17 protein-coding genes are annotated in these 18,243 nt (G+C 34.7%); 9 read left to right on the forward strand and 8 right to left on the reverse strand.

Annotated features, from left to right (window positions below; all coding sequences use genetic code 11):
• The first annotated feature begins 222 nt into the window (after nucleotides 1-222).
• The 4 genes from AO58_RS0101065 (at nucleotide 223) to AO58_RS0101080 (ending at nucleotide 3,560) form a co-directional block, all read left to right on the forward strand.
• The gene (locus AO58_RS0101065) at nucleotides 223-912 is read left to right on the forward strand and encodes an HAD family hydrolase (RefSeq protein WP_024979941.1); all 690 of its coding nucleotides are present in this window, start codon (nucleotides 223-225) and stop codon (nucleotides 910-912) included.
• On the forward strand, nucleotides 912-1,541 hold the full coding sequence (locus tag AO58_RS0101070) for a chloramphenicol acetyltransferase (RefSeq protein ID WP_024979942.1): 630 nt from the start codon (nucleotides 912-914) through the stop codon (nucleotides 1,539-1,541). Before AO58_RS0101065 ends, AO58_RS0101070 begins: the two co-directional genes overlap by 1 nt.
• Nucleotides 1,542-1,603: 62 nt before the next feature.
• Complete coding sequence (locus AO58_RS0101075; RefSeq protein WP_024979943.1) at nucleotides 1,604-2,974, forward strand: hypothetical protein; 1,371 nt, start codon at nucleotides 1,604-1,606, stop codon at nucleotides 2,972-2,974.
• A 70-nt stretch (nucleotides 2,975-3,044) separates the two neighbouring features.
• A complete protein-coding gene (locus AO58_RS0101080) occupies nucleotides 3,045-3,560 on the forward strand; it encodes a ferritin (RefSeq protein ID WP_024979944.1) in 516 nt (171 codons plus the stop codon).
• Nucleotides 3,561-3,658: 98 nt separating this feature from the next.
• Here AO58_RS0101080 and AO58_RS0101085 read toward each other — a convergent pair whose 3' ends face one another.
• The 6 genes from AO58_RS0101085 to AO58_RS0101110 form a co-directional block, all read right to left on the reverse strand.
• A complete protein-coding gene (locus AO58_RS0101085; protein ID WP_024979945.1) occupies nucleotides 3,659-4,429 on the reverse strand; it encodes a Bax inhibitor-1/YccA family protein in 771 nt (256 codons plus the stop codon).
• A gap of 131 nt (nucleotides 4,430-4,560) precedes the next feature.
• Nucleotides 4,561-5,991, reverse strand: a complete 1,431-nt coding sequence (gene pyk / locus AO58_RS0101090; protein WP_024979946.1) for a pyruvate kinase — start codon at nucleotides 5,989-5,991, stop codon at nucleotides 4,561-4,563.
• Between the two features lie 4 nt (nucleotides 5,992-5,995).
• Nucleotides 5,996-6,484, reverse strand: a complete 489-nt coding sequence (locus AO58_RS0101095) for an IPExxxVDY family protein (protein ID WP_024979947.1) — start codon at nucleotides 6,482-6,484, stop codon at nucleotides 5,996-5,998.
• Nucleotides 6,485-6,596: 112 nt separating this feature from the next.
• Complete coding sequence (locus AO58_RS0101100) at nucleotides 6,597-7,337, reverse strand: ribonuclease III family protein (RefSeq protein WP_024979948.1); 741 nt, start codon at nucleotides 7,335-7,337, stop codon at nucleotides 6,597-6,599.
• 7 nt (nucleotides 7,338-7,344) lie between these two features.
• Complete coding sequence (gene fabF / locus AO58_RS0101105; protein WP_024979949.1) at nucleotides 7,345-8,598, reverse strand: beta-ketoacyl-ACP synthase II; 1,254 nt, start codon at nucleotides 8,596-8,598, stop codon at nucleotides 7,345-7,347.
• A 183-nt stretch (nucleotides 8,599-8,781) separates the two neighbouring features.
• Nucleotides 8,782-9,018, reverse strand: coding sequence for an acyl carrier protein (locus tag AO58_RS0101110; RefSeq protein ID WP_007137004.1), 237 nt, complete (start codon nucleotides 9,016-9,018; stop codon nucleotides 8,782-8,784).
• A gap of 176 nt (nucleotides 9,019-9,194) precedes the next feature.
• Between AO58_RS0101110 and purN the strand changes: the two genes are divergently transcribed.
• The 5 genes from purN to AO58_RS0101135 all read left to right on the forward strand — a co-directional run bounded on the left by purN (nucleotide 9,195) and on the right by AO58_RS0101135 (nucleotide 14,463).
• A complete protein-coding gene (gene purN, locus AO58_RS0101115; protein ID WP_024979950.1) occupies nucleotides 9,195-9,755 on the forward strand; it encodes a phosphoribosylglycinamide formyltransferase in 561 nt (186 codons plus the stop codon).
• Between the two features lie 39 nt (nucleotides 9,756-9,794).
• Nucleotides 9,795-10,274 (forward strand): ribonuclease HI, encoded by a 480-nt coding sequence (gene rnhA, locus AO58_RS0101120; protein WP_024979951.1) that lies wholly within the window; start codon nucleotides 9,795-9,797, stop codon nucleotides 10,272-10,274.
• A gap of 103 nt (nucleotides 10,275-10,377) precedes the next feature.
• Nucleotides 10,378-11,301: a PfkB family carbohydrate kinase gene (locus AO58_RS0101125; protein ID WP_024979952.1), complete on the forward strand. Its 924-nt coding sequence runs from the start codon at nucleotides 10,378-10,380 to the stop codon at nucleotides 11,299-11,301.
• A gap of 68 nt (nucleotides 11,302-11,369) precedes the next feature.
• Nucleotides 11,370-13,268, forward strand: coding sequence for an amidophosphoribosyltransferase (locus tag AO58_RS0101130; RefSeq protein ID WP_024979953.1), 1,899 nt, complete (start codon nucleotides 11,370-11,372; stop codon nucleotides 13,266-13,268).
• A gap of 412 nt (nucleotides 13,269-13,680) precedes the next feature.
• The gene (locus tag AO58_RS0101135) at nucleotides 13,681-14,463 is read left to right on the forward strand and encodes an alpha/beta fold hydrolase (RefSeq protein WP_024979954.1); all 783 of its coding nucleotides are present in this window, start codon (nucleotides 13,681-13,683) and stop codon (nucleotides 14,461-14,463) included.
• On the opposite strand, the gene AO58_RS0101140 is transcribed toward AO58_RS0101135, so the two are convergent.
• Nucleotides 14,460-15,128, reverse strand: a complete 669-nt coding sequence (locus AO58_RS0101140) for an ATP-binding cassette domain-containing protein (protein ID WP_024979955.1) — start codon at nucleotides 15,126-15,128, stop codon at nucleotides 14,460-14,462. The genes AO58_RS0101135 and AO58_RS0101140 overlap by 4 nt on opposite strands.
• Nucleotides 15,129-15,432: 304 nt before the next feature.
• Nucleotides 15,433-18,195: a PD-(D/E)XK nuclease family protein gene (locus AO58_RS0101150; RefSeq protein ID WP_024979957.1), complete on the reverse strand. Its 2,763-nt coding sequence runs from the start codon at nucleotides 18,193-18,195 to the stop codon at nucleotides 15,433-15,435.
• Nucleotides 18,196-18,243 lie beyond the last annotated feature (48 nt).

Below are 18,243 nucleotides of genomic sequence, written 5' to 3' on the forward strand. Positions count from 1 at the left end.
AGGAGGATACGTTAAACAATCGATAAAGCGTAATGGTTATTCATGAATTTTGCAATGTTATATTTTTAGTTTTTTGGTGTTCGTAGGAGTACTAATGTTGGATGTTTTGTTGTAGTTTTCCGATTCACAAAGTATGGACGGACCGAAAAAGTTTTGAATTAATGTTTTTTCGGATTAATTCTTGCGGGTTTATAGTTTAAATTTGTTGTAAAATAGGTAAGGATGAAAAATTTGAAAGTGATAGCATTTGATGCTGATGATACGCTTTGGGGCAATGAAATGTATTTTGACGAAACCGAAAAAAAATTCTGTGGTTTGATGGAAGATTATCTTTCGCATCAAGGAATTTCATCCGAATTGTTTCAAATAGAGATTGCGAATTTAAAACTCTACGGCTATGGTATCAAAGGCTATATTCTATCGATGATTGAGGCGGCTATGAAAATTTCAAACAATACAATCTCTATTGAAGCGATTGAAAAAATCGTACAATACGGAAAAGATTTATTAGAAAAACCTGTCGATTTGCTTGACGGCGTTACTGAAACCTTAGAAGCGTTGAGCGGAAAATATAAATTAGTAGTTGCTACCAAAGGTGATTTATTAGACCAAAGACGAAAATTACATAATTCAGGTTTAGGTCCTTATTTTCATCATATAGAAGTGATGTCAGACAAACAAGATATCGATTATTTGGATTTGATTAAACGTTTGGAGATTCAACCCAATGAGTTTTATATGATTGGTAATTCGCTTAAGTCGGATGTTTTGCCTGTACTTTCTATAGGTGGTTATGCTGCACATATTCCGTTTCACACGACTTGGGCACACGAGAAAATAGACCACAAAGTCGAGCATCCCAAATTTACTACCTTGCAACAATTAACCGATATAATTCCACTTTTAACCTAATGAAGCAGCCGTTTGACCTTGAAAATTGGAACAGAAAAGAGCATTTTCATTTTTTTAGACAAATGAGTGAGCCTTTTTTTGGAGCTACTGTGGCAATAGACTGCACAAAGGCATACGAAAAAGCCAAATCCATTTCATCTTCTTTCTTTATTTATTATTTGCACAAAACCTTACAAGCGGTCAATGCGATTGAAAATTTTAGATACCGAATCGATAACGAAACCATTGTGGTTTACGATAGGATTGATGGTTCGGCTACTATTGGTCGTCCTGATGGAACCTTTGGTTTTTCATTAATTGAATTTCATCCCGATTTTACTGTTTTCGAGAAAAATGCACTAGAAGAAATCGAACGCATTCAAAACACCACAGGTTTGTTTACACGTTCTTTCGATTCAGATAATTTAATTCATTTTTCGGCTTTGCCTTGGTTGGATTTTACGTCTTTATCGCATGCTCGTAGTTTTACTTTTCCAGATAGTTGTCCTAAAATTTCTTTTGGAAAAATGGTGGTTGAAAACGATAGAAGCAAACGAATGAATATGTCGGTACATGTTCATCACGGTTTGATGGATGGATTGCATTTGGGACAATTTGTAGATTATTTTCAGCAAATCATGAACGAATAAGTAGCGATTTTTTTGGTATGCTCTTTGCGGGAAGAATTGTACTATTTTTAATATAAATCATTATGAAACAGTTGTGGGTTCTTTTCTTTCTTGGAAGTACTTTTTTGGCTTTTGGCCAAATAAAGTTAGCCTCTCATCCTTTAGAATTTAAAAAGTCAAAAGAGTACCATCAAGTTATCAGTGCCAACGATAGGCAAAATGATAATGTATTTGTTTTTGCTACAGACAAAGAAAAAACGACGATTCTAAAGTACAGTCCCTTCTTGTTTTTTAAAGACAGTATGGTGACCAAAAGACCTGATATTGGTTATAAATTAATGGCGGGCTACTCCTTTGGAACAGATGAAAACCCCACATTGTATTGGGTGGATCAGGCTTTCAGAAATATGATTGCGGTGCATTATGATCTACTTGAAAAGAAAACATCTGCCACTTATTTTCAGTTTCCTTCCCAAAGAGAAACGGTGCTCCATGTTTTTAATGAAAACAATAGTTTTTATGTCATTACTAAAAAGAAAGATGCTGATGCCTTGGTTTTACATATTTTTAAAGACTCGAAAAAAACACAGTTTCTCTTAGATTTTAGCGGTTTCGAGTTTGTGAATCGTAAAAAAGAAGTCATCCGTTTATCCATGATTTTGTCTGTTTTGCCTTTAGAAAAAATAGAAACACGTGCCTATAATCCGTTGTTTAAAGCCACAAGTAAGTCTAAATTTTATGTGCGAGAGAACGATATTCTCTTCACGTTCGACCATAATATAAATGAAACACAGTTGTTTCAATTGGATTTTAAGAGCTTAAAACTCGTTGAGCGTAGCATTCCGCAATTTCCGTTGAAACGCTTAAATGGATTGTCGAATTCTTATTATCACGAAAACAAAATATATCAAGTAACTGCGAATGATGAAGAATTACATTTTGGCTACAAAGATTTTGAAACTGATGTTTTGATCAAAGAATTTAGTGCAACCAAAAATGATACAATTACCTTCAAAAACTCACCTTTGTACACTCAAGTTGTCAATCAACGCCCCAAAGCGATCAAAACTACCGTCAAGTTTTTAAAGCAGTTATCAGCTACTGATTTGGGTGTTTCGGTATATAAAACGCCCAAAAATTTGTTGCTTACAATAGGAGGTAATCAAGAAGTGGAACAGTTTTCTTCTGGTTTTACTCCCAATGATGGTGATTTCGTAACCAATTCTTATTTTATTCCATTGAATGTTTATTTTGAGAGTGTTTTGGACAAAAAAGGGAATCATATTTCATCCACACCAGCTCCTTTGGCGGTGGATTTTATCAGTCAATTTTCATATGCACATCCCGAAGCGGTTTTGCAAAACACTTTCAGGCATAAAAATTATTATATTCATGCTTATTATGATTCTAAATTAAAGGAATTTGTAATGATGAGATTTAATGATGGCTGGTAAATAAATATCTTTATAGTTCAATTTAGTACTTTTGTTTGTAGTTTATTTATTAACCATAATTCATATTGTTATGTTATCCAAAAATATCGAAACCGCTTTAAACAATCAAATACGAATCGAAGCCGAATCTTCTCAAATTTATTTATCGATGGCTTGTTGGGCTGAGGCACATGGTTTGGAAGGCATTGCACAGTTTATGTATGCCCAATCGGATGAAGAACGCGCGCATATGTTAAAGCTAATTAAATACGTTAACGAGCGCGGCGGACATACCCAAATCACTGATTTGAAAGCGCCAATATCGTCTTATGAAACGTTTCAAAATATGTTTGAAGAATTGTACAAACACGAGATTTTTGTTTCTAATTCTATCAACGAATTGGTGCACATTACTTTTTCTGAAAAAGATTACGCAACACACAATTTCTTACAATGGTATGTAGCTGAGCAAATTGAGGAAGAAGCTACCGCAAAATCAATTTTGGATAAGATCAATTTAATTGGTGACGACAAAGGGGGCTTGTATTTATTTGATCGCGATATTCAGCAAGTTGCAGTTGCCAATGCTACAAAAGCAACGATTTAATTATTTGTTTTTTAAGAGTGTATAAAAAAAGCTGTCGTTATTGACAGCTTTTTTTATGAATTAAAGTTTATACCAGATTTCAAATGCGAAATCGAGATTTAGTCTTTACTAGATAATTTTGATAGTAATCTTAAAAATTCAATATACAACCAAACCAAAGTAATGAGTAGTCCCATGGCGCCATACCATTCCATGTATTTTGGCATTTTTTCGGAAACACCTTGTTCTATTCGGTCAAAATCTAAGAAGAGGTTCAAAGCGGCAATGATAATCACAAAGACACTAATACCAATACTCATTAATGAATTATCGTGGTGTACCGGTGTAAAGCTAGTAAACATCGAAAATAACCAAGAGATAAGATAATACGTTGCGATAGCTAATGTGGCTGCTAGTACCACCGATTTAAATTGTTCGGTCACTTTTACAATTTTATACTTATAAAGTCCCAAGCAAACTATAAACGTAACAAAAGTTGCACTCACAGCTTGAAGTACAATGCCAGGATATTTGGATTCAAAGATGGCAGAAATACCACCAATAAATAAACCTTCAAATACGGCGTAGCCAGGAGCTAAATAAGGTGATAAATGAGGTTTGAATGCAGCAATCATTACTAAGATAAGCCCAACAACAGCGCCTCCGATAGTAGGAACGATTGGATTCATGTCATTAAAAGCCATCCACCAAGTAATCGTAGCTGATGCAGTTAGTAATAAAAATAAAATTAAACTTCTGTTGATTGTTCCCGAAAGGGTCATGTCTTGGTTGTAATCAATTACAGTAGCTTGATGTACCGTGTTTGATTTGTCCTGATTTTTAAAGCTTTTATTGTTTAAAAAAGGATTATTTGAGGTGTTAAAAGCCATTTGTTTATTCTTTAAGTTAGGTAATGATTTTTTTGACAACGCTAAAGATATGGATTCTTCTTAAATAGAGAAAAAAATGTATAAAAAACGCCCCTTAATTAAGGAGCGTTTCATAATTGTGTTATATCGTTCTATTCAATTTCAGATACTCTCAAGGTGTTCACCATTCCTTTATCTTTGATTGGCATAGCCGCTAAGTTAATTAGGAAGTCTCCTTTTTGAACAAAACCTTTTTCTTTTACAATTTCATTTACATCCGTAACGGTGTCGTCAGTACTCACATCTTTAGTGTACATGAACGATTTTACTCCCCACAATAAGTTTAATTGTGTTAAGATACGTTTGTTTGAAGTAAATACTAAAATATGTGCGTTTGGTCTCCAAGCAGAAATTTGGAAAGCAGTGTATCCACTATTAGTAAGTGTACAAATTGCTTTAGCATTAATAGAGTTTGCCATTAATGTTGCGTGGTGACAGATCGTTTTAGTAATGTAACGATTGGTTTTGATTTGAGGTGTGTTTTGAGGCACATTGATCAGCGGAGAATCTTCTACAGCCTCTAATATTTGTGTCATTTTTTGAATAACCTGAACAGGGTAATTACCAGTTGCTGTTTCTCCAGATAGCATTACTGCATCGGCACCATCCATCACTGAGTTTGCAACGTCATTTACCTCAGCACGAGTTGGCGTTAAGCTAGTAATCATGGTTTCCATCATTTGTGTAGCTACAATTACCGGAATTCTTGCTGTTTTAGCTCTTCTAATTAATTCTTTTTGAACTAAAGGTACTTCATGAGCAGGAAGTTCAACTCCTAGGTCACCTCTAGCTACCATTAATGCATCACAATAAGCTACAATTTTGTCCATGTTTTCTAATGCTTCTGGCATTTCGATTTTGGCAATAATTGGAATTTTGAATTCAGAGTGTTCTGCGATTAATTCTTGTAAGTCTTGTAAATCTCTAGGTGTTTTAACAAAAGAAAGTGCGATCCAATCTAGTTGTAATTCGATAGCAAATTTAGCATCTGCAATATCTTTTTCGGTCATTGCCGGAAGGGAAATTTTAGTATTAGGAAGGTTAACTCCTTTTTTTGATTTTAATTCTCCTCCTTGAATTACTTTGGCTACAACCTCAGTGTTTTTATCTGTCGAAACGATTTCAAAGATCAATTTTCCGTCATCTAAAAGTATTCTCTCCCCAGGATTTACATCGTTTGGAAAGTTCTTGTATTTCATGAATACTCTTTTAGAAGTTCCAATGATTTCTTCTGCTGTGGTAAATGTAATTAAATCGCCATCATTAACAAATGCGCCTTCTTCCATAACCCCTACACGAAGTTTAGGTCCTTGTAAGTCACCTAAAATAGCGGTAGTGTATCCGTATTCTTCATTTATTCCTCGGATGATGTTTACTTTGTTCTTAACATCATTATAGTCAGCATGCGAAAAGTTTACTCTAAACACGTTAACCCCTGCTTCAATCATATCCTTGATGATTTCTTTTGTACTACATGCAGGCCCAAGTGTGGCTACAATTTTCGTTTTTTTGTTTGTAAGCATTTTATTAAAAAATTAAATTGTTTTTTGTTTTTAAATTTTCTGTTTCTATAGTGTAAGACATATTAATTACGTCTATGGCATTTAATTTACTAACCGTTTGAATTAAATTAAAAGTGTTAGGGCAAGCCTCTATTTTTAAGAAATAATCAGCTTTTTTTAATTCAGGTATTAAGTAGGTCTGTACCGAAATTGAAATATCTTGTTCTATAAACAAGTTGGTTTTGCTGTTATTTTTGATTTGCACTACCTCATTTTTGTTTTTAATCAAATGCCAATATATATCTTCATCGGCTTGGTAAAAAGAGTATCGTGAAAAACAAGACTCTCCTTCTTTAATTTTAACGAAAAGATCTTTAGTGTTTTTGCCTAGATTAATGTTTAAGGCTTGATTGATAAAATAGGCTAATCGGTAATCTTCCAGTGTGGAATGAATTGCTATAATAGCATATTCTATCGCTTCAAATTCATCTAAATTTACTTTATGAATTGCCATTCTGTTAAAATAAGTAGTAAAGATAGTATTTCTATTGAAGAATTTCTAAGCAGAAATGATATGATTTTGTTAAAACGTTATCGAAAACGTTATAGCGATCAGAAAAATACGGTTATTTTTTATTTATTTTTTCCTGAAAAGCAAAGTAAGCGCGTTGGGATGCTTTTTCTTCTGCTTTCTTTTTGGAAGTCGCTCTTGCTTTGGCAATTACTTTTTCATCGATGCTTAATCGAACCCCAAATAAGCGTTGTCCGTCGATGGCATTATCTTCAAAAATATCAAAATAAAAGCTTTTCTTTTCTTTTTGACACCATTCGATAACTAAACTTTTGTAGCTAATTACTTTGCCTTCTAATCTGCTAATGTCGACATATTCAAGAATTACTCGGCTATTGATAAACTTTTCGCAATACACATACCCACGGTCAAGGTATATCGCGCCAATTAGGGCTTCAAATATATTGCCATGAATGTTATCGCCAAAATGTTGTACGGGTACTTTGCTATCTATAAACTGAATCAAGTTTAAATCTTTTCCTAATTCATTTAAATGCTCGCGACTTACAATTTTGGAACGCATTTTAGTTAAATATCCTTCGTCTCCATGCGGTGCTTTGTTGAATAAATAGCCTGCTATTACTGAGCTAAGCATGGCGTCTCCTAAAAATTCTAAGCGTTCATAATTCATCGGATTGCCATCCCTATCCGTTTTGTTCGAAGAGCGATGTGTAAAAGCTTTTTGATATTTTTCAATATCTAAAGGGGCAAATCCTAATATTTTTTCGATGGAATTAAAAAAAATCCCGTCTGTATTGGAACGGGATTTTGAAAATATTTTTCTGATTATATTCATATTGAATTTAGTCAACTAGTTTTTTAAACAAAACGCAAGCATTGTGTCCGCCAAAGCCAAAAGTATTGCTCATAGCCACCTTAATTTCTCTTTTTTGAGGAGTATTAAGTGTAAGGTTTAAGGCTGGATCAATTTTTTCGTCAACAACGCTGTGGTTGATCGTAGGAGGTACTATTCCGTGTTGCATGGCAAGGATAGAGGCAATGGCTTCAATAGCTCCTGCAGCTCCTAATAAATGACCAGTCATTGATTTGGTCGAATTGATATTGATGTTTTTAGCATGATCACCAAAAACAGCACTAATCGCTTTTAATTCAGCTACATCTCCAAGTGGGGTGGATGTACCGTGAGTATTGATGTGATCCACTTGGTCAGGGTTCATGCCAGCATCTCTTAAGGTGTTTCTCATTACCGCAATAACTCCGATTCCTTCTGGATGTGGAGCTGTTAAATGGTAAGCATCGGATGACATTCCGCCTCCTCCAATTTCGCAGTAAATCTTGGCGCCTCTTGCTTTGGCATGTTCATAATCTTCTAGTACCAAAGCACCAGCACCTTCTCCTAGTACAAATCCATCTCTTGTTGCATCAAATGGTCTTGAGGCTGTCTCTGGACTTTCGTTTCTGGTAGATAGTGCGTGCATTGAGTTAAATCCGCCCATTCCAGCAATAGTTATGGCTGCTTCTGAACCACCTGAAATAATGACATCGCACATACCAAGTCGGATGTAATTGAAAGCATCAATCAGTGCATTGGCCGATGAAGCACAAGCAGAAACTGTAGTGTAGTTAGGTCCCATATAGCCATTGCGCATAGAAATATGAGCAGGAGCAATATCGGCAATCATTTTTGGAATAAAGAACGGATTGAATTTTGGTGTTCCATCTCCTTTTGCATAATACATTACTTCATCTTGAAAAGTTTCCAACCCTCCAATACCTGCACCCCAGATAACACCCACTCTTTGTTTGTCGATGTTTTCGTTGTTGATGCCAGCGTCTTTTATAGCTTCATCACTTGCAGCGATAGCGTATTGAGCAAATTTATCAAGTCTACGGGATTCTTTACGATCCATATAGTCTTCAATGTTAAAGTTCTTTACTTCACAAGCAAATTTGGTTTTATGTTTTTCCGTATCATAGTAAGTAATAGGGGCTGCTCCACTAGTTCCATTCAAAAGACCATTCCAGTATTCTTGGATGTTGTTTCCAATAGGAGTTAGTGCTCCTAATCCTGTAACTACAACTCGTCTTAATTCCATAACGTTTTTATTTTGTTAGCTTTAAACAAATAAAACCCACGTTTTCTTTATTGTAATTGGTACAAAAGAGACATGGGTATTACATAATATTAGTATTTACAAAGAGAATCGTTTCTCTTGCTGTTTTATTCAAAAATAAAATAATAACACCCGTTTATTATTGAAATAAACGGGTGAGAGTTATTATTTTTTTGCTTCCTCGATGTAAGAGATAGCTTGACCAACAGTAGCAATATTTTCTGCTTGATCGTCTGGAATTTGAATGTCAAATTCTTTTTCGAATTCCATAATAAGCTCAACAGTGTCTAATGAGTCAGCTCCTAAATCATTTGTGAAGCTAGCTTCTGTTACAACTTCGTTTTCGTCAACACCTAATTTGTCTACGATAATCGCTTTTACTCTTGATGCAATGTCTGACATAATTTTTTAATTTTAGAATTTAATTTGTTGGCAAAAATAAAAAACTTTATTTTAAAACAACTATTTAGTTAATAAATGTGTGTTCGAAATGCTAAAATTTATTTAATAAAGAATTTGTAAAGCTGTTTCTATTCCTTTTTTATCCCTTATTTTTGCAAAATAAAATCTAGAAAAACATGAAGAACATTGTGGTTTTTGCCTCAGGATCGGGAACAAATGCTGAAAATATTATTAAATATTTCTCTAATTCGCCTTTCGCTAAGGTGGTTGGCGTTTTTACAAATAACCCTAAGGCCAAAGTTATAGATAGGGCGCAACAGTTGCAGGTTCCGTGTCATGTGTTTTCAAAAGAAGATCTTAATGAGGGTAATATATTACAAAAAATACAAAACTATGAGCCTGACTTAATTGTCTTAGCTGGTTTTTTGTTGAAAGTGCCTCCATATTTAATCGATGCTTATTCCAATCAAATCATTAATATACATCCTGCTCTTTTGCCTAAATTTGGAGGAAAAGGAATGTATGGAAAGCATATTCACGAAGCTGTAGTGCAAAATTCCGAGAAAGAAACCGGTATTACCATTCATTACGTAAATGAACATTATGACGAAGGTGCTGTCATTTTTCAAACCGCTGTAGCACTTACCTCAGAGGACACAGCCGAAAGTGTTGCTGCTAAGATTCATGAGCTAGAACAGCAATTTTTCCCTGTTGTTATAGCCGATGTTCTTCAATAAAACCTTCTTACTTTTATATTGGTATCAAATAGAATTCTTATGTCACACCAAGTTCATATATATACAGATGGCGCAGCCAAAGGTAATCCCGGTCCCGGAGGCTACGGTGTAGTTATGGAATGGGTGGGTAAACCTTATAAAAAAGAATTTTTCGAAGGGTTTCGATTAACAACCAACAATAGAATGGAATTATTAGCGGTTATTGTAGGTCTTGAGAAACTAAAAAACGAAAATACTTCGGTATTAGTAGTTTCGGATTCTAAATATGTGGTAGATTCTGTTCAAAAAAAGTGGGTCTTTGGTTGGGAGAAAAAGCGCTTTGTAGATCGAAAAAATGCCGACCTTTGGAAGCGTTTTTTAGTTATTTTCAGAAAGCATCAGGTCGATTTCAAATGGATCAAAGGGCACAATAATCATCCGCAAAATGAACGTTGTGATCAGCTAGCAGTTATGGCTTCGATGCAAAAATCACTTTCAGTTGATTCCTTTTACGAAATTGAAGATCGGAAAATTGTTTAACACGTTAAAAATCAGTTAATTTTTGTTTTTATTCTTTGCAGATCATTCGTTGCAATTTTACACTTTAAAAACTATCTTTGCGCCTTAATTTCAAACAAGGCAAATGAATAAATTACTGATTGTTGGAACGGTAGCTTTCGACGCAATTGAAACCCCTTTTGGGAAGACGGATAAAATTTTAGGAGGTGCTGCTACATATATTGGTTTGTCAGCTTCTTTTTTTAACTTACAATCAGCAATAGTTTCAGTTGTAGGTGGCGATTTTCCTCAGGAACATTTAGATTTATTAACTTCTAGAAATATTGATATTTCTGGTATTGAAATTGTCAAAGAAGGTAAAACTTTTTTCTGGAGCGGATTGTATCATAATGACTTAAATTCTAGAGATACCTTAGTAACGGAACTCAATGTTTTGGCTGATTTTCAGCCTAAAGTACCTCAGAATTTTAAAGATGCCGAAGTAGTAATGCTAGGAAATCTTCATCCATTAGTACAAAGTAGCGTTTTGGATCAAATGGAAACAACACCTAAATTAGTGGTTTTGGATACCATGAATTTTTGGATGGATTGTGCGCTTCCAGAATTGCTTGATGTGATTAAGAGAGTAGACGTAATTACCATTAATGATGAAGAAGCAAGACAGCTTTCTGGCGAATACTCTTTAGTTAAGGCCGCTGCTAAAATTCATACACTAGGTCCCAAGTATGTTGTGATCAAAAAAGGGGAACATGGAGCGTTGTTGTTTCATGGTGCTGAAGTCTTTTTTGCGCCAGCATTGCCATTAGAAGAGGTTTTTGATCCAACAGGAGCAGGTGATACTTTTGCAGGAGGTTTTTCGGGTTATATTGCCCAAAGTGAAAATGTGTCTTTCGAAAACATGAAAAATGGAATTATTTACGGTTCTAATTTGGCTTCTTTTTGTGTGGAAAAATTTGGCACAGAAAGAATGGTAAGCTTGAATGAGAACGAAGTAAATCAGCGTTTACGACAATTCAAAGCCTTAACACAATTTAATATCGAATTATAATGCCAAAGCTCAGGGAACTGGGCTTTTTTTAATACACTACCCTAATTACAACACAACAATAAATTACAATGAGTGACGCTTTACAACACGAATGTGGAATTGCATTAGTGCGACTTCTTAAACCACTAGACTACTACAAAGAAAAATACGGAACTGCATTTTATGGTGTCCAGAAAATGTATTTACTGATGGAAAAACAGCACAATCGCGGTCAGGATGGTGCAGGTTTTGCAAGTATTAAACTTGATGTAGAGCCGGGTCAGCGCTATATTAGTCGTGTGCGTTCTAATCATGCGCAACCTATTCAAGATGTTTTTGCCCAAATTAATGCTAGAATTAATGAGGAGTTGGCCGCAAATCCTGAATATGCTGATAATGTGGCATTACAAAAGGCAAATATTCCTTATATAGGTGAGCTTTTTTTGGGGCACGTTCGCTATGGTACTTTTGGTAAAAATAGTATCGAAAGTGTACATCCTTTTTTACGTCAAAACAATTGGATGCATCGTAATCTGATTTTGGCAGGTAATTTCAATATGACCAATGTAAAGGAGCTTTTTGAAAATTTGGTTGAGTTGGGTCAACATCCTAAAGAAATGGCTGATACGGTTACCGTTATGGAGAAAATCGGACATTTTTTAGATGATGCAGTAACTGATTTGTACCAAGAATGTAAAAATGAAGGCTTGAATAAAAGAGAGGCATCTCCTGTTATTGCAGAGCGATTGGATGTGGCTAGAATTTTAAACCGAGCAGCAAAAAATTTAGATGGCGGTTATGCTATGGCAGGTCTTTTAGGGCATGGCGATGCATTTGTTTTTAGAGATCCCGCTGGAATACGTCCTGCGTATTATTATCAAGATGATGAAATTGTGGTTGTTGCTTCTGAAAGACCCGTAATCCAAACCGTTTTCAATGTCCCTTTTGAAAAAGTACATGAAATTGATCCAGGTGCAGCCTTAATCATTAAAAAAAACGGAACGGTTTCTATGCAGGAAATTTTGCCTGCTATTACTAAAAAGGCATGTTCCTTTGAGCGTATTTATTTCTCTAGAGGGAGTGATGCCGAGATTTATCAAGAACGCAAAATGTTGGGTAAATTGGTTTTGCCTGCAGTTTTAGAAACTATTCAGGAAGATACCGACAATACGGTTTTTTCTTATATTCCAAATACCGCCGAAACCTCATTTATTGGAATGGTCGAAGCGGCTCAAGATTTCTTAAATCAACGTAAAAACAATTATATTTTAGCGCATAAAGATACCTTAACTACTGAGATGTTGCAGGAGGTGTTATCGGTTAAAATCCGCACCGAGAAAGTAGCTATTAAAGATGCGAAATTAAGAACTTTTATTACTGAAGATAGTAGTAGAGATGATTTAGTAGCTCATGTTTATGATGTTACTTACGGAGTGGTTCGCCCAACGGATAATTTGGTGATCATAGATGATAGTATTGTAAGAGGTACTACCCTTAAAAAGAGCATTATCAAAATGATGGATCGCTTGAATCCAAAACGTATCGTTGTGGTGTCTTCTGCTCCGCAAATTCGTTACCCTGATTGTTACGGAATTGATATGGCTAAATTAGAGGGATTAATTGCCTTTAAGGCGGCTCTCGAATTGCTTAAGGAACGAAATCTATATCACATAGTCGATGAAGTATATGCAAAATGTAAGGCACAAGAACATTTTAAGGATGTAGAAGTGGTCAATTATGTAACAGCTATTTATGATCCATTTACGCCTCAAGAAGTTTCGGATAAAATCGCAGAAATGTTGAGCTCATCAGAAATTAAGGCAGAAGTAAAGATAATTTTTCAAACGGTTGAAAATTTACATATAGCTTGTCCGAAAAATTTAGGGGATTGGTATTTTACAGGTGATTATCCTACACCAGGAGGTAACCGTGTAGTGAATCGCGCCTTCATGAATTTTTACGAAGGAAAAGATGCTAGAGCTTATTAATAAAAAGTTAAACGATGTAGTTCGTCGGATTTATGTGTAGTTCGTCGGAAATTATTGTCATTAGTACAGTATTGCAGTAAGTTTATATCACCATAATATTAGTAGGTTAAGTTTATGGTAGATTTGGGGCAAAAAGGGTGGAAGCAATTCCACCTTTTTTATTTTTATTCCTAAAGTATTTTCCTTTTCTCTTCTTTTTGGTAATAAGGGTGTTAAATGTGTTTTTTTTATAACATTTTTTTTATCACTTTACTTTTCTATTTTTCTTTTATTTTTTGAGTTTTTATGCCTTAAGATCAACTATTGTAATGGTGTTTTTTTAGTTTTGTTTTTTTAGGATTAAAATGATGGTTTATTTATCTTTTTTTTGGTGTTTAAGCTTTAATTTTGTCTGCTCTTACTGCTGTAAATTTTGAAAACACTATTTTATAAAAATACGTCTATCTCTTTTTCTGACATTGGAAAAGGTACCGCGATTGTTTTGTTACACGGCTTCCTAGAAAATCAATCGATGTGGAATGCTTTAGTACCCGTTTTGAGTCAAAAATACCGCGTCATAACCATCGATTTGTTAGGTCACGGCCAAACAGAACCTTTGGGTTACATCCAAACTATGGAAGATAATGCTGACATGGTACATGAAGTGCTGTCCAGTTTACGCCTACGAAAAGCGGCTTTCATTGGGCACTCGATGGGTGGTTACGTAGCTTTAGCTTATGCTGAGTTGTATCCTGAAAGTGTCAAAGGATTGGTGTTACTCAATTCCACCGCCAAAAAAGACAGTCTCGAACGTAAAACCAATCGAGATCGAGCCATAAAAGCGGTAAAAAATGATTACGAAACCTTTATCCGACTTTCTGTCGCCAATTTATTCAGCGAAGACAATCGCGAACGATTGAGCGACTGCATCGAAAAAGTAAAAACAGAAGCTTTACAAACGCCCTTACAAGGCATCGTCGCCTCTCTTGAAGGGATGAAAATCCGTAAAGACCGTGAAGTGATCCTCCACACTACGGCTTTTCCTAAATTACTAATCCTAGGTGAAAAAGATCCCGTTTTGAACTACGAAGAAACCGTCGCTCAGATTCAGGAAACTTCCGTTGATTTAGTCACTTTCCCAGATGGTCATATGAGCCACATCGAAAATGAAACGGATTTGGCTAAAGAATTAGTACAGTTTTTGCAGAAAATTTAAAGGCTATTTCCAGTTAGATATCCTTTTTTAACCAGCATCTCTTTACTGCTGATTGTGTATAGTTTGCCGTCTTTTAGTAAAGTCAATCGTGTTGAAATGCCAATTATACTTTCATAATTATGGTCTGTTATGATTATTCCTTTTTGAGCAGCGTTTTTAAGGATTAAATCATTAACTTTTTCAATTAACAAAGGGGATAGTCCATTGTAGGGCTCATCAAGCAGGGCGAATTTAGACGAATTGCTCAGCACTAACTTAATCTCTAAATACCTTAACTCTCCAGAAGACAATTCAGCAATACTTTTATTCTTTAAAGTTGTTATAGTTTCATCACTATAAAAGTCATTGATTTTATCCTTCTTTATGGATAATGCAATTACTTTGGCTACAGAAAAGTTTCTTGGTAGAAAATTATCTTGTGATAAATAACTTATCTCGTTAAACAATTCACTTGTTTTGGACTTTACTACACCGTCCACTCGAATAAATTTAAAGTCAGCTTTTAAAAGACCAAATATAAGCTGTAATAATGTGGATTTACCAGAGCCATTTCTACCCAAAAGACCCACGATATCTCCTGTTTCGCATTTCAAATAAACATCAGAAAGAATTGTTTTTAAATCAAATTTCTTCTGTATACTATCTATTTCTAAAACGTGTTTCATCTTATAAATTTATAATAAAATGATACACTGCATTCAGTAAGACAAGCAATACAAAAGTCATCATCCAAGAAGTCAAAAACAAAACAGGTTTAGAAATTTGATTATTATAGTAAAACAAATACTCATTTTTGCGATTAATCTCTTTAAATAAAAGACTGCCAAAAAAACCTATGCTCAAAAAGCAACTATTAAAAAGTTCAGCGCCTCCAAATAGTAAAGGTAAGAGACAAATCGTACAGTTAAGTAAAATAGTAGATTTGAAAAACTGAAAAACAGTAGTGGTTTTTATCCAATTCATGTCCAATTATACTTTCTCCATAAATGGAATTGCTGGATCTAGAATTTCTTGTAACAAGCCCACTAATTCCTCCAAATAAGCAGTCAAAATAGCTGAATTAATAGTAGATTCTTCGTTTTTTTCTTCTTTTAAAGTAAAAGGCAAAAAGCCAGCTTTACTATTTTTAAAGGAGATTATACCTGCTTGCATCGGTTGTTCGTGAGCTAGAGTTTCATACATATAAGCATATGCCAAAATTTGAATGATTTTGTCATTTTTGATTTCATCTACTAATCCGTTCCACGTTTTTAAGGTAACATTGCTTTTTTCTACTTTACCTGTTTTGTAATCTATAATTCGAATCAGTCCGTTTCTTACTTCAATTCGGTCAACATTTCCTGCTATTTTCACCGGAAAAGGTAAGCTCGGATGTTCCAAAACGCGTTCAAAAGTAGCTTCTAAAGCCACGATTTTTACTGCATCACCAGCTTTTATGGATTGTAATTCTGTTTTTAAAAAGTTATATACGTTACGTTTGGCTACTTCAAAAGCTAATAAATTTCTGCCTTTGTTAATTTCTCCTTCTTTATAAATGGCTTTAAATTGTTTTAAAACCTCGGAGTCAATTTTTTTAATTGCCAGTTCCATATCTTCTTCTGATATGAACTTGTCAATAAGTGGCGTATACAATTCCTCTAATGTTTTGTGGATAATCGTTCCCAAGGTGTTAAGCGCAATAGTCTCTTCAACTTCTTCGGTATCTCTGATGCGTAGTATTTTTTTAAAATAAAAATCAATAGGATTACGGATGTAACTGGTCAATGAAGAAGGAGAAAAACCTTTCTCGGCAATTTCTTTCAGTCGTTCCATGATCAGTGGTGATTTTTCAATAGTCATGGATGTGTAAGCCGTTTCGGGAACGGTTGCATTGAATATTTCATGTGAGAGTTGATGGTTGGGTTGTTTCTCTACTTCGAGTTGTGTAATAAAGCGGCTTTTCTCACCTCCATCTAAACCGTCGTTTTCTGTGTTATAAAGTAGGTAGATGTTTTTCGCACGTTGTAATAAATGGTAAAAATGATAGGTGTAGATGGCGTCTTTTTCTTTAAAAGTAGGCAGCCCGAGTTCTCTTTTTACGTCATAAGGAATAAAAGAGTTGGTGGATTTTCCGGCAGGAAATTTGCCTTCATTCATAGAAGTCACTATGACGGTATCGAAATCTAACACTCGACTTTCTAAAACGCCCATGATTTGTAAGCCATTCAAAGGTTCTCCTTCAAAAGAAACCTCGGCCAAGTCGATAATTTGCTTGTAAATGGCGAATAGAGTGGGGATTTGGTCAATATGCAAATGTTGGGCATAGTAACTCTTTAGTTTGTTGATTACCGTAAATATTGAAAATACAAATGCTTTGGTTAGTTTCTCTTCTTCGTTATCGTTGCTTAAGTTGTTTCTTAGGTGTAATAATAACTTAGCGATAATGTCTAGAACAGGTCTAGAACCATTGTCCCATTTTAGAAATAATAAATCGAATAGCTCATTGCGTTGTTTTTGCAGTTCGCTTATTTTTTGGTGTGTGATAAAAGTATAATTATTCTCTTTTATGATATGAACAATATGGTGTGCATTCGCAAAAGATTCCACCAAGGGATGGGTAAGTATGTCGAGTACATCTTTGTAATAAAATACATATTGAACAGGGTTTCTTTTTAATGCACTAGTGTGCATTTTGAATAGTTTTGTTATCAATAATTGTGCGGGGTTGTTTTTGCTAGAATACCCCATAGTGATATTTAAGGCGCCTACCGACTCTGGTAGGGAGTACAATAAGGGAAGTAATAGGTTTTCTTCGCCCAAAACTACTGCAACCTTATCTAGGTTGGATACTTGTTGTTCTTTAATGTTTTTATCAAGAATGCTACCTACAATTTTAGCTTGGCCAATGGTTTTTGGTGTGCCAATAACTTGTATGTTTTTGTGCGCTGAAAATTCATCTACAATCCATTCAAATGGGTTTGATTTGTAGTGCTTCCAGTTGGCTTTAAATCTTCTTGCAAATAATCCTGCATCGTGGTAAGGATCGTTTAAAAAGACTTGATCGATATCCCAAAAGATAGTGGCTTTGTCGTTGGCAATTAAGTGTTGTATTATCTTTTCTTCTGCAGCATTTAGAGCATTGAAACCAGCGAACAAATAGCGCTTACTTGTGCTTGTTTTTGAGAATTCTGAAAGATTGGATACTGCTTCTCTGTAGATTAGGCCTTGGTAGCCAATTTTTTTGTTTTTTAAATAGTGGTATAAAGAATCGTAATATTTGGGTAATAGTTTCCAAAAGTCGATGTAATTTTCTAATAATTGTGTTTTGTTTTCAACGGCTATTCCCCATTTTTTAATGTCTTCAATGTCTTTTAAGTAGGAAAGAACATGTTTTGGATCTAGCAGATAGCGATCGATTTCGTTGAAATCTTGTAGTAAAATTTTAGCCCAGTTGGCAAACAATTCAAAGGATTGTTGATTTTGTTTGGAAGTGATGGACAAGTATACTTCGTAAAATTCAAAAAGTAGCGCAATAGAATCTATAGCTCTAATTTCTGAAATTTCTTGAATGAAGTCTTCGATACTAGTAATTTCAGGACAAAAAACAGTACCTGGAATTTGTTTTTTTAAAGCCTCAATCAGGAATATTTTTGCTCTTTTATTAGGGAGAATTACAATAGTATTGGCAAAATCTCCGGAGTAATTAGCAGCTAAATGTATGGCTATTTGATCTAAAAAAGTAGGTTTTGTCATTTTATAAATATAAAAAAAAGCCGTTCAATTAAGAACGGCTTTTAGAAA

Source organism: Flavobacterium succinicans LMG 10402 (assembly GCF_000611675.1).
In the GTDB taxonomy this organism is placed as follows: Bacteria; Bacteroidota; Bacteroidia; order Flavobacteriales; family Flavobacteriaceae; genus Flavobacterium; species Flavobacterium succinicans.